Genomic DNA, 12,713 nt, shown 5'->3' on the forward strand with positions numbered 1-12,713 from the left:
TGCAAGCCGCGCACGTGGTCTTCGCTCACGTGCAGGCGCAGAGCGATGTCGAGCACCGCGGAGCGTTCCGCGAAGACCACGTCGGCGTCGTTCGTGTAGATCTCGGGATGCCGCCGCGCGAGCTCCAACGTCTCCACGATCCGCTCCGACCGGCGCGCCGCCTGCCGGTTCGTCTCGTTGTCGGTGCAGGTCAGATCATCCAGCAGCATGACCGCCGCCTCGGCCGCGGTCAGCAGCAAGACGTCAGGTCCGGTGGGCTGCTCCATGAGGACACGCTACGCCGGGCCACCGACATTGCTCCCACGCCGCCTGAAGACCGTGGACCGCCGCATCCGCCGCATCCGCCGCGTCAGACTGCAGGCGCCGCGGCCGGATGGCAGGCACAGAACCCGCATCCTCGACCTGCGAAAGGTACGTGAAGCCTGCATTCCGTCACGGGCGTCCTTCGTCTCGCTCCGCTCGCTCAGGAACCGGAGAGAGGTGCTCCGCTCGCTCAGGAACTGGGCTGGTGCTCCGCTCGCTTCAGGAACTGGGCCGGTGCCCCACCCGCTCAGGAAACAGGGCTGGTGCTCCGCTCGCTTCAGGAACAGGGCCGGTGTTCCGCTCGCTCCGGAACCCGGAGGTGAGCGCCCGGACAGTGCAGCGGGACTACCCTCGAATCGTGATCGAAGACATCAAGAAGCGCGCGCTGCACCGCACCAGCATCCTCGAAGGACAGATGCGCGGCGTCGCGCGGATGATCGACAACGAGGACTACTGCATGGACATCATCACGCAGACCCGCGCGATCCAGAAGTCACTCGAATCCCTGAACCGGCTGCTCCTGGAGAACCACCTCCGCACGCACGTCACCCACATGTTCGAGGACGGGGGAGAGGAGCGCGACAAGGCCGTCGCCGAACTCCTGAAGGCCTTCGACTTCGACCACAAGTAAGCGCCCCCGCACACGGAGAAGGCCGGGCAGGACGCCCGGCCTTCTCGTAACGACCTACTTCTTGTCGAAGACCTCGCCCTCCATCGCGTCGTAGCCCTCGGCCTGCGGGTCTCCGTGCGAGCCGCCGGAGAGGGCGTACTCCTCCTCGGGGGAGAGCACCAGCCGATGCCGGAAGAACAGCCCGAACCCGAGCAGGATCACGACGTACACGATCGCGATCGCGATGATCGCCGGACCGAACGTCGGGTTGAGCAGGAAACCGAGGAAGATCAGCGCCGCGATCACGAGAGCGACGGCCGCCCCCGGAACACCCCACGGGCTGCGGTACGGGCGGTCGACGTGCGGATACTTGCGACGCAGGATCATGAACGACACCAGCTGCAGGGCGTAGGCGACCACCGCACCCCACACCGCGATGTTGAGGACGATCGCGCCCGCGACGCTTCCCGCGCCGTCGGCATCCACCGCAGCGAGCAGGTCGAGGATCACCAGGGCGACGAAACCGATCACCGCGCCGACCACGAGCGCGACCCACGGGGTCTGCCGCTTGCCGGTGAGCGAGAGGAACCGCGGGTAGTACCCGGCCCTCGACAGCGAGTACATGTTGCGTCCGTAGGCGAACATGATGCCCTGCAGTGAGGCGAGCAGTCCGATCAGGGCGAACAGCGCGAGCACCGCGGCGAGCTGGTCGCCGACGATCGCGCGGAATCCGTCGAGCAGCGGCTCACCCGCGGTACCCGTCGCCTCCGCACCGATCACTCCGGTGTTGAGGAACAGCACCAGCAGGCCGGTCACGATAAGCGTGCCACGAGCCCAGAATCCTGCGCGCGGGATGTCGCGCGTGGGGTTGTGCGATTCCTCGGCCGCCAGCGGCAGTTCCTCGATGCCGAGGAAGAACCACATCGCGAACGGCAGTGCGAACAGGATCGGCAGCACGCCGTGCGGCAGGAACGTCGACTGTCCCTCGTCGGGGACGATGTCCCACAGCGCATCCCAGCTGAAAGCGCCGGAGAAGATCGCCATGGCGGAGAACACGAGGATGATGCCGATGGAGATGACCGAGACGACGATCGCGAAGCGGAACGAGATCGCGGCTCCCGCGGAGTTCAACGCGATGAAGAGCACATACAGGATGATGTAGAGCAGCCAGCCCGGCAGCGTGATCCCCAGCAGGGGATCCAGGATGCCGTTGACGTAGCTCGCCGAGAAGTACACGATCACCGCCGTCGTGGCGACGTACTCGATGGTCTCCGCGGCGCCGGTGATCAGGCCGCCCCATGGCCCCATGGCCGAGCGGGCGAACGAGTACGCGCCTCCGGTGTGCGGCATCGCGGCCGCCATCTCACCGATGGCGAAGATCATGCCGTAGTACATGACGACGAGAATCGCGAAGGCGATGAGCATCCCACCGAAGCCGGCGAAGTCGATGCCGAAGTTCCAGCCCGAGAAGTCGCCGGAGATGACGGCCGCGACAGCAAGGCCCCACAGGCCCCACACACCAGCCGATCGCTTCAGCGTGCGTTTCTCGAAGTACTCGCTCCCCGCACGGGTATAGGTCGCTCCAGCGACCTTGCGGGATCCACTGCTCTGGTCAGACATCAGCTCTCCGTTCGTGCGCACGTCGGGCGCCGGGTGCACCTTGCGGATGATTGTGGCAGTCAATGGTGGATACGTCTACCTTTAAATGCGCGGGTGATCTACTCTGAGGGCGAAGCCGGTCGAACGATCGCTTCACCGCACGCGAACCTCACGCGAATTCGCAGGAGAGACCGCACGAGAGACGGAGCGTCAGATGTCGGGAAACCTCAGCATCGACCAGCTGGACGCCGGCATCGCCGCCGGCGAGATCGACACGGTGATCGTGGCCTTCGCGGACGCGCAGGGGCGTCTCGTCGGAAAACGGGTCTCGGCACGGCTGTTCCAGGAGGACATCCTCCACCACGGTGCCGAGGCGTGCGACTACCTGCTCTCGGTCGACGTCGACATGAACACCGTCGACGGCTATGCGATGTCGGGCTGGGATCGCGGCTACGGCGACATGGTGCTGCGACCGGATGCCGAGACGCTCCGGCGCATCCCTTGGATCGACGGCACGGTGCTCGTCATGGCCGACCTCGTCTGGCAGAACGGGGAACCCGTCGGCCCCTCGCCCCGGGCGATCCTCGACCGGCAGCGCGACCGTCTCGCCGAGCGTGGCTGGACCGCATACTCGGGCACGGAGCTCGAGTTCATCGTGTTCGACAACACCTACCGCGACGCGTGGGCACGACGCTATGCGGGGCTCACCCCCGCCACGGACTACAACGTCGACTACAACCTGCAGGCCTCCACACGCATGGAACCCCTGCTGCGCGACATCCGCAACGGCATGGACGGTGCCGGGATGTACTGCGAGGGCGTCAAGGGCGAGTGCAACTTCGGCCAGCAGGAGATCGCGTTCCGCTACGCCGAAGTGCGCGAGACCGCCGACCAGCACACGATCTACAAGAACGGCGCGAAGGAGATCGCCGAGCAGCACGGCAAGGCGCTCACCTTCATGGCCAAATTCAACGAGCGCGAGGGCAACAGCTGCCACATCCACCTGTCGCTCCGCGCCGACGACGGCACCCCGGTGATGGCGGGTGACGGAGAGCACGGCTTCAGCCCGATCATGGAGCACTGGATCGCCGGCATCCTCGCCACACTCCGCGAGTTCACACTGCTGTACGCGCCGAACATCAACTCCTACAAGCGCTTCGCGAAGGGCAGCTTCGCGCCGACCGGCGTCGCCTGGGGCATCGACAACCGCACCTGCGCACTGCGTGTGATCGGCTCGGGATCGGCGCTCCGCGTCGAGAACAGGGTGCCGGGGGGAGACGTGAACCCCTACCTGGGCATCTCCGCGATCATCGCGGGTGGGCTGTACGGCATCGAGAACGAGCTCGCCCTGCCCGAGCGCTTCACCGGCAACGCCTACGAGGCAGGCGTCGATCATCTGCCGACGAACCTGCGCGAGGCGGCCCGACTGTTCAGCGAATCGTCCGTGGCGCGAGCCGCCTTCGGCGACGATGTCGTCGAGCACTATCTCAACCAGGCGCGCATCGAGCTCGAGGCCTACGACGCCGCCGTGACCGACTGGGAGCGCGTCCGTGGTTTCGAACGACTCTGAGTCCGTGCCGGTGAACGAGCCCGTGCCGGTGAACGAGCCCGCCCCCCTGATCGGCGTCACCACCTATCTCGAGCGCGCTCAACAGGGAGTATGGGACGTCCGGGCCGCCTTCCTGCCCGAGCAGTACCTGACCGGGGTGACGGAATCCGGCGGGATCGCCCTGCTGCTGCCCCCTCAGGATCCCGATGCCGCCGACGCCGCCATCGCGGGCCTCGACGGCCTCGTGCTGTCCGGCGGAGCAGATGTCGCTCCCGAACTGTACGGCGAGGACCGGCATCCCCTCACCGACCCGGCGCGCACCGACCGTGACGCCTGGGAGCTCGCCCTCTTCCGGGCGGCCGAGCGCCGACGCCTCCCGGTGCTCGCGATCTGCCGCGGTCTGCAGCTCGTGAACGTCGCCCGCGGCGGCACCCTGCAGCAGCACCTGCCCGAGTCGCTCGGCACCGAGAGGTACCGAGTCGGCGGCGGCGTGTTCGCCGAGAACGAGGTGGCAGTACCTGCCGGAACAGCTCTCGCCGACATCATCGGCGAGAGCGACGTGCGCGTGCACAGCTATCACCATCAGGGCATCGACCGGCTCGGCGAGGGGCTCGTCCCCGCCGCACATTCCGACGACGGACTCGTCCAGGCTTTCGTGGACACCGCCGACGGCCACGTGGTCGGCGTGCAATGGCATCCCGAGGAGAACGCCGAGGATCGCCGCCTGTTCGCCGACCTCGTGACACAGGCCCGCGCGCACGTCGCGCGGCGGAAGGAGAGCGTCCGATGAGCGCATTCACCGTCATCAACCCGTCGACCGGTACCGCGATCCGAGAGATCCCGCGAGCGGATGCCGCAGCGACGGATGCCGCGATCGCCCGCGCCGTCGCTGCCCAACGCCGGTGGGCGGCGCTGCCCCCGGTCGCCAGAGCCGACGCCCTGCGCGCGTTCGCCCGCACCGTCGAAGGGGCGGTCGAGGAGCTCGCGCAGCTGGAAGTGCTGAACTCCGGGCATCCGATCGGCTCCGCCCGCTGGGAGGCGGGCCGCGTCGCGCAGGTGCTCAACTACTACTCCGCCGACCCCGAGCGCCTGTCGGGGCGCCAGATCCCTGTCGCCGGAGGGCTCGACGTCACGTTCCACGACCCCTATGGCGTGATCGGTGTGATCGTCCCCTGGAATTTCCCGATGACGATCGCCGCGTGGGCGTTCGCACCGGCGCTCGCCGCCGGTAACGCGGTCGTGCTGAAGCCCGCCGAGCTGACCCCGCTCACGGCGATCCGCCTCGGCGAGCTGGCTCTCGAGGCCGGGCTCCCCGAAGGCCTCTTCGAGGTCGTCACGGGCTCCGGGTCGGTCGTCGGGCAGCGGCTCGTCGAGCATCCGGACGTGCGCAAGGTGGTCTTCACCGGCTCCACCGAGGTCGGCGTCGAGGTCGCGGCGGGGTGCGCCCGGGCGCTCAAGCCGGTCACTCTCGAGCTCGGCGGCAAGAGCGCGAACATCGTCTTCGCCGATGCGGATCTCGAGCGGGCGGCCGCAGGTGTTCCCGGATCCGTCTTCGACAATGCCGGACAGGACTGCTGCGCCCGCAGCAGGCTGCTCGTGCAGCGCTCGGTCTACGACCGGTTCCTCGAACTCCTCGAGCCGGCCGTCTCCGCCTGGCGGGTCGGCGATCCGGCCAGCGCCGATACCGACATGGGCCCGCTCATCTCGGCCGCGCACAGGGACTCGGTGTCGTCCTTCCTCGACGGGGCCGACATCGCGTTCCGCGGCACCGCACCCCAGGGCGACGGATTCTGGTTCGCCCCCGCCGTGGTGCTCGCCGACCCGTCCGACCGGATCGCGCAACAGGAGGTGTTCGGCCCCGTCCTCGCGGTGATGCCGTTCGAGGACGAGGCCGATGCGATCCGACTCGCCAACGACACGGCGTACGGTCTCGCCGGATCCATCTGGACCGAGAGCCTCGGGCGCGGCGTACGCGTGGCGCGCGGAGTGCAGAGCGGTGTGCTGTCGGTGAACTCGCACTCCTCCGTCCGCTATGCGACGCCCTTCGGCGGCATGAAGGCATCGGGGCTCGGCCGCGAGCTCGGACCGGACGCCGCGGAGCACTTCACCGAGACCAAGAACGTGTTCTTCGCGACCGACGACATCTGACACCGACACAGCAAACGGAGACAACCATGAGCATCGATCTGACCCAGCGTCTGAAGGACCGCCTCGCCATCATCACCGGCGGCGCGAGCGGCATCGGCTTCGCCACGGCCGAGCGCTTCGCCGCGGAGGGGGCTTTCGTCGTCATCGCCGACGTCGATCCCGCCTCGGGCGAGGCGGCGGCAGCAGCGGTCGGCGGGGCCTTCCGACCCGTCGACGTGGCAGACGAGGCGAAGGTGAACGCGCTGTTCGACGGCGTCGCCGCCGACTTCGGACGTGTGGACATCGCCTTCAACAACGCCGGAATCTCGCCCGCCGACGACGACTCGATCGAGACCACCGAACTCCCCGCGTGGGATCGCGTGCAGGACGTCAACCTCAAGAGCGTCTATCTGTGCAGCCGCGCCGCCCTGCGGCACATGGTCCCCGCGGGGAAGGGATCGATCATCAACACAGCGTCGTTCGTCGCGCTGCTGGGATCGGCCACGTCGCAGATCAGTTACACGGCGTCGAAGGGCGGAGTGCTCGCGATGTCGCGCGAGCTCGGCGTGCAGTTCGCCAGGCAGGGCGTTCGGGTGAACGCCCTGTGCCCCGGCCCCGTGAACACACCGCTCCTGCAGGAGCTCTTCGCCAAGGATCCCGAGCGCGCGCAGCGGCGCCTCGTGCACGTGCCGATGGGGCGGTTCGCCGAGCCATCCGAGCTCGCGGCCGCCGTGGCGTTCCTCGCCTCGGACGACTCGTCGTTCATCACGGCCAGCGCGTTCGTCGTCGACGGCGGCATCACGAACGCCTACGTGACGCCCCTGTGAGCTCCGCTCATGCCGCTGTGACAGGCTGAGATGATGAGCGACCACCCCTCCGACGGCGATCTCGTCGAGGTGCGACGCGCGGTGTACCGCCCGTTGCGCCGCGGCAATCCGCTCGAGGACGCGGTGGCCCGTCTCGTGCAGACGATCAGGCTCGGTGTCGTCGCTCCGGGGGAGTCGCTCCCTCCGGAGCGCGAGCTGGCCGCCTCGTTCGGGGTGAGCCGAGACACGGTGCGCGACGCGATCCGCGAGCTGGCCGACACCGGCTACCTGCTGCCGCGCCGCGGACGCTACGGCGGCACGTTCGTCGCCGACCCCCTGCCACAGCCCGCGGAACCCCGGGCCGTGGACGCCGCAGAGCTCGACGATGTCCTGGGGCTGCGCCGGGTGCTCGAGACCGGGGCAGCGCGCGCCGCGGCCGGCCGCACACTGGACGCCGCGACCCGCGCCGACCTGTGGGCGCGCCACGAGGCGGCGCTTCCCGCCGGCCCCGAGGAGTACCGTCGGCTCGACACCCTCCTGCACCTCGCGATCGCCGAGGCCGCCGGCATCCCCTCGCTCGTCGCTCTGGTCGCCGAGAATCGGGCCGACGTCAACGCCTGGCTCGACACCTTCCCGTTGATGCCGCGCAACATCCAGCATTCGGGGGAGCAGCACGAGAGCATCGTCGCCGCAATCCTCGCAGGGCGACCGGATGCCGCCGAGAGCGCGATGCGCGATCATCTCGCCGGCTCCGAGTCGCTCCTGCGTGGATTCCTGATCTAGCAGCTCGGTCGTTGAGCGACACTTCGACTCGCTGGCGCTCGCTCAGTGCGGGTCTGCGCGAGACGAAACGCGTCTGAGGTCCGTCGAGGCGTTTCGGCTCAGTACTGCGCTCCTCGCTCAACGAGCGGTGATCAGCCCGCCACGATCTCGTCGGCGACGTCGAGCGCACTGTCGATGCCGGCGAGACCCCGTACGAGGTCATCCTCCGAGATCACCAGCGGCGGCGCGACGTGCACGCGGTGGAAGTGCGTGAACGGCCAGACGCCGGCCCTCTTCGCCGCGGCGGCGACGGCACCCATCGGGGCAGCATCCGCTCCGCTCGCGTTGAACGGCACGAGCGGTTCGCGGGTCTCGCGATCGCGCACCAGCTCGATCGCCCAGAACAGCCCGAGTCCGCGCACATCGCCGACCGAGGGGTGCTTCTCCGCCCACTCCCGCAGTGTCGGCGCGACGATGCGCTCGCCGAGATCGCGCACCCGCTCGAGGATGCCGTCTCGGCGGAACACCTCGAACGTCGCCACTCCCGCGGCGCACGCGAGCGGGTGACCGGAGTAGGTGAGGCCGCCGGCGAAGGGCGTGGTGTCGAAGGCTGCAGCGATCCGATCGCTGATCACGACGCCGCCGAGCGGCACGTAGCCCGAGTTCACGCCCTTCGCGAAGGTGATGAGGTCGGGCGCGACCCCGAACGCGTCGATGCCGAACCATTCGCCGAGGCGGCCGAAGCCGACCATGACCTCGTCGGCGATGTAGACGATGCCGTAGCGGTCGCACAGCTCCCGCACGCCCTGCAGATAGCCGGGCGGCGGGATCAGCACGCCGTTGGTGCCGACGACCGTCTCGATGATGATCGCCGCGATCGTCTGCGGCCCCTCGAGCTGGATGGTCTGCTCGAGGTGCGCGAGCGCGCGCTCGGTCTCCTGCTCCGGGGTCTCCGAATGGAACGGCGAACGGTACGGGTACGGGCCGAAGAACCGCACGGCTCCGGAGTCGACCGTGTCGTTCGCCCAACGCCGCGGATCACCGGTGAGCGAGATCGCGGTGGAGGTCGAGCCGTGGTAGCTGCGGTACATGGACAGCACCTTGCGGCGGCCCGTCGACTGGCGGGCCATGCGCACGGCGTACTCGTTGGCCTCAGCACCGCCGTTCGTGAAGAAGACCTTCTCGAAGCCCTCCGGAGCGACCTCGGCGATCAGCCGCGCGAGCTCGCCTCGCACGTCGTTCGCGATCGAGGGCTGGATCGTCGCCAGACGCCCCGCCTGCTGTTGGATCGCGGCGACGAGATCGGGATGCTGGTGCCCGAGGTTGAGGTTCACCAGCTGGCTGGAGAAGTCGAGGTACGCGTTGCCCTGGTAGTCCCAGAACGTCGAGCCCTGGCCGGCGGCGACCGGCAGCGGGTCGATCAGACCCTGGGCACTCCAGGAGTGGAAGACGTGGCCGCGGTCGTCGGCACGGACCTGCGCCTCGGCCTCGGGAGCGGGGAGCGCGTGGGGGGCGCCGTGGCGGTCGGTGTAGTTCGTCATGAGTGCTCCTGCCGTCAGTGGTTGCTGGGGAAGCCCAGATCGATCTGCGACGGTGTGTGGTCGGGCCAGCGCGTCGTGACGACCTTCGAGCGCGTGTAGAAGTGCACCGACTCGGGGCCGTAGATGTGCGAGTCGCCGAACAGCGAGTCCTTCCACCCGCCGAACGAGTACGCGCCGATCGGCACCGGGATCGGCACGTTCACGCCGACCATGCCGACCTCGATGTCGAACTCGTACTGGCGGGCGGGGCCGCCGTCGCGCGTGAAGATCGCGGTGCCGTTGCCGTAGGCGTTCGCGTTCACGAGCTCGACGGCCTCGGCGTAGGTCTCGACGCGGACCACGGCGAGCACCGGGCCGAAGATCTCGTCCTCGTACACCTTCATGCCGGGTGCGACCTCGTCGATGAGGCTCACGCCGATGAAGAAGCCCTCGGAGTCGAACTCCTGCGCCGTGCCGTCGACGACGACCTTCGCGCCCTCGGCCGCAGCACCGGTGACGTACGAGGCGACGCGATCGCGGTGCTCGCGCGTGATGAGCGGGCCCATCTCGCTCGCGGCATTCGTGCCGGCGCCGATCGTGAGCCCTGCGATGCGCGAGGCGATCGCGCTCACCAGGTCGTCGGCGACATCGCCGACGGCGACGAGGACCGAGACCGCCATGCAGCGCTCTCCGGCCGAGCCGTAGGCGGCGGACACTGCGGCGTCCGCGGCCGCATCGATGTCGGCATCCGGCATGACGACCATGTGGTTCTTCGCGCCGCCCAGAGCCTGGACGCGCTTGCCGTTCGCGGAGGCGCGCTGATAGATCGAGCGCGCGATCGGGGTCGAGCCGACGAAGCTCACGGCGTTCACCCGCGGCGAGTCGAGCAGCGCATCGACGGCCTCCTTGTCGCCATGGACGACGTTGAGCACCCCGTCGGGGAGCCCGGCCTCCTGGAAGAGCTTCGCGAGCCAGACCGACGCCGACGGGTCCTTCTCGCTCGGCTTGAGGACGACCGTGTTGCCGCACGCGATCGCCGAGGCGACCATCCACAGCGGCACCATCACGGGGAAGTTGAACGGCGTGATCGCGGCGACGACGCCGACCGGCTGCTTCACGGAGTGCACGTCGACGCCACGGGAGACCTGCTCGCTGCGCTCGCCCTTGAGGAGGTGCACGAGTCCGGCGGCGAACTCGACGTTCTCGATGCCGCGCGACACCTCCCCGGCCGCGTCGGAGAGCACCTTGCCGTGCTCGCTCGTGACGATCGCGGCGAGTTCAGGTGTGCGCTCCTTCAGCAGCTGACGCAGGCGGAAGAAGACGTCCGCGCGCTTGATGAGGCTGGTCTCACGCCAGGCGGGGAGTGCGGCGGCCGCCGCGGCGATGGCCGCGTCGACCTCTGCGGTCGATGCGAACGCGACCTGCTTGGTGACCGCTCCGGTGGCGGGGTCGAAGACCTGCCCGGTGCGTGCGGCCTCTGCGGTGTCGGCTCCGGCGATGACGTGTCGGACGATGTCCACTGCTCTCCTGACGTTCGGTGTGTATCGGACACTCTGACCGGTGCCCGCTACGCTGAGTATTCTTCGATGCTCACAGACAACGCGGGGTGATGGCGATGGCAGAACGTCGGGAGTTGTCCCGGAATCGGACAGATCGTCCGTTCGGAGGGATGCTGTTCCTCACGGTGGCGGACGTCGTCGCCGATCCCGCCGTGCAGGCGGGCGATCCGGACGTGCGCGTCGGCGGATCCGCCCTCCTCGCTCCCGTGCGCTGGGTGCACGTGTCCGACAGTCTGGGCGTCGCCCGACTGCTGGACGGAGGCGAGCTCCTGCTCACGACGGGGGCGGGGTGGGACGCGGATGCCGACGGGCTGCGCGACTTCGTCGTGGGACTGCATCGCGCAGGGCTCGCGGGGATCGTGTTCGAGCAGGGGACTCGTCACTCCGAGGTTCCCGCGGCCGTCGTCGACGCCTGCGCCGAACTCGGCCTCGCTCTGGTCGTGCTGACCCGGGAGGTGAAGTTCGTGGCCGTGACCGAGGCCGTGCACCATCGGCTCATCGCCGCGCAGACCGACGCGCTGTTCGAGCGGCAGCGTCTGCACGAGCTCTTCACCGGGCTGAGCCTGCAGGGCGCGCCCGCCGACGTCGTCGTCTCCGAGACGGCGCGGGCGCTCGGCTCTCCTGTGCTCCTCGAGAACCTCGCCGGCGAGGTCGTCGCCATCGAGGCGCTCGGCATGACCGTCGCCGATGCGCTGGGCTCTCGCCACGGAGCGGAGCGGGTGTTCGTCCAGGCGAGGGGAACGCGATGGGGAGCGCTGCTCGCTCTGCCCGGCCCCGCGCATCCGGCGGGCCGGAGCACCGTGCTCGAGCAGGGTGCGACCGCGCTCGCCTTCGGCTGCATCGCCGACGGCGAGGAGGCCTGGTCGCTGCTCGCGCACCGCTCCCTCATCGAGGATCTGCTCGGAGCCCGATTCGCGCGCACCGAAGACCTCGCCGAGCGTCTGAAAGCGGGCGGTTTCGCACTGGCGGGCCGTCACTGCCTCGGCATCGTCGCGCGAGGAGTCGAGTCGGTCAGCGCGCTGGCGTATCGGGCGCGTCAGGCGGGGTTCGCGGTCGTCGCCGCGCGTGTGGGCGACGACGATGCAGCGCTGCTGTCGGCCCCGGCATCCGTCGTGGTGACCGACGACGTCCTCCTGCGCATCGCCGGCCCCGGGCGCGCGGTGTTCGTCGGGCCATCGTCCGACGACGTCACCGGCCTGCTGTCGTCGCTGCGGGCGGCCCGCGATCTCGCCGATGGCGACCGTTCGGATGTCGGCGTCAGGGTTCGCCGGGTGGACGACCGTCCCCTCGAGCGTCTCGTGACGACGCTCCGCGATGATCATCGCCTGCAGGACCACAGTCGCAGGATGCTCGCGCCGCTCATCCGGCATGATCACGACCAGCGCGGCGACCTGCTCGATGTGCTGGGCGCGCTCCTCGCGCATCCGGGGAATCGTTCGGCCGCCGCGGCGGCGAGCCATCTCTCGCGCTCCGTGTTCTACCAGCGTCTCGCCGTCATCGCGGATCTGCTCGATGCGGATCTCGACGACGGCGAGACGCTCGCGGCGCTCCACGTCGCGCTGCTCTCCTGGCGTGCCCGCCGCTGACGCCGACACGGGAGGCGCCCCACACGGCCGACGCGCCACGCGGCTGACGCCCCTCACATTGGGGGCCGACACGCCAGATGTCGGACGTTCTCCTCGTGTTCGTCCTCGAATTGGCGTGTCGGCCCCCGAAGTGTGTGGGAGAAGTGCGCGGGAGGGCGAACGGTGGGCGGCTAGTTGTGATGTCCAGGGACGTTGTTGCGTGAATCGCGGTTGATCTGTCGATGAGTGAAGGCCTCCCGTTATGGAGTGGAGCTGTCTAGGAACCGCTTCTCACAACAGGAGGCCTTCGTGT

11 protein-coding genes are annotated in these 12,713 nt (G+C 69.1%); 7 read left to right on the top strand and 4 right to left on the bottom strand.

Annotated features, from left to right (window positions below):
- Positions 1-266 (bottom strand): hypothetical protein (locus ACI3KS_RS19035; protein WP_404920112.1); only part of this gene is annotated, 266 nt, incomplete at its 3' end.
- A 395-nt stretch (positions 267-661) separates the two neighbouring features.
- Between ACI3KS_RS19035 and ACI3KS_RS19040 the strand changes: the two genes are divergently transcribed.
- Positions 662-934, top strand: a complete 273-nt coding sequence (locus ACI3KS_RS19040) for a metal-sensitive transcriptional regulator (RefSeq protein ID WP_404920113.1) — start codon at positions 662-664, stop codon at positions 932-934.
- A 54-nt stretch (positions 935-988) separates the two neighbouring features.
- Here the strand turns inward: ACI3KS_RS19040 and ACI3KS_RS19045 are convergent, their stop codons facing one another.
- Positions 989-2,533, bottom strand: a complete 1,545-nt coding sequence (locus ACI3KS_RS19045; protein WP_404920114.1) for an amino acid permease — start codon at positions 2,531-2,533, stop codon at positions 989-991.
- Positions 2,534-2,726: 193 nt separating this feature from the next.
- Between ACI3KS_RS19045 and ACI3KS_RS19050 the strand changes: the two genes are divergently transcribed.
- The 5 genes from ACI3KS_RS19050 to ACI3KS_RS19070 are packed head-to-tail and all read left to right on the top strand — an operon-like array spanning position 2,727 to position 7,777.
- Positions 2,727-4,082, top strand: a complete 1,356-nt coding sequence (locus ACI3KS_RS19050; protein ID WP_404920115.1) for a glutamine synthetase family protein — start codon at positions 2,727-2,729, stop codon at positions 4,080-4,082.
- Positions 4,083-4,086: 4 nt separating this feature from the next.
- Positions 4,087-4,851 (top strand): gamma-glutamyl-gamma-aminobutyrate hydrolase family protein, encoded by a 765-nt coding sequence (locus tag ACI3KS_RS19055; protein WP_404920116.1) that lies wholly within the window; start codon positions 4,087-4,089, stop codon positions 4,849-4,851.
- Entirely contained in the window at positions 4,848-6,209 is a 1,362-nt protein-coding gene (locus ACI3KS_RS19060; RefSeq protein WP_404920117.1) for an aldehyde dehydrogenase family protein, read from the top strand. Before ACI3KS_RS19055 ends, ACI3KS_RS19060 begins: the two co-directional genes overlap by 4 nt.
- Before the next feature lie 26 nt (positions 6,210-6,235).
- Complete coding sequence (locus tag ACI3KS_RS19065) at positions 6,236-7,015, top strand: 3-oxoacyl-ACP reductase (protein WP_404920118.1); 780 nt, start codon at positions 6,236-6,238, stop codon at positions 7,013-7,015.
- A gap of 33 nt (positions 7,016-7,048) precedes the next feature.
- Complete coding sequence (locus ACI3KS_RS19070; protein WP_404920119.1) at positions 7,049-7,777, top strand: FadR/GntR family transcriptional regulator; 729 nt, start codon at positions 7,049-7,051, stop codon at positions 7,775-7,777.
- A 131-nt stretch (positions 7,778-7,908) separates the two neighbouring features.
- Here ACI3KS_RS19070 and ACI3KS_RS19075 read toward each other — a convergent pair whose 3' ends face one another.
- Together ACI3KS_RS19075 and ACI3KS_RS19080 are read right to left on the bottom strand one after the other, a co-directional pair.
- On the bottom strand, positions 7,909-9,297 hold the full coding sequence (locus ACI3KS_RS19075; RefSeq protein WP_404920120.1) for an aspartate aminotransferase family protein: 1,389 nt from the start codon (positions 9,295-9,297) through the stop codon (positions 7,909-7,911).
- A gap of 14 nt (positions 9,298-9,311) precedes the next feature.
- Positions 9,312-10,796, bottom strand: a complete 1,485-nt coding sequence (locus tag ACI3KS_RS19080) for a CoA-acylating methylmalonate-semialdehyde dehydrogenase (protein ID WP_404920121.1) — start codon at positions 10,794-10,796, stop codon at positions 9,312-9,314.
- 149 nt (positions 10,797-10,945) lie between these two features.
- On the opposite strand from ACI3KS_RS19080, the gene ACI3KS_RS19085 reads away from it, so the two are divergent.
- Positions 10,946-12,421, top strand: a complete 1,476-nt coding sequence (locus ACI3KS_RS19085) for a PucR family transcriptional regulator (protein ID WP_404920122.1) — start codon at positions 10,946-10,948, stop codon at positions 12,419-12,421.
- Positions 12,422-12,713 lie beyond the last annotated feature (292 nt).

The sequence above is a fragment of the Microbacterium sp. ZW T5_45 genome (assembly GCF_044987415.1).
GTDB lineage: Bacteria > Actinomycetota > Actinomycetes > Actinomycetales > Microbacteriaceae > Microbacterium.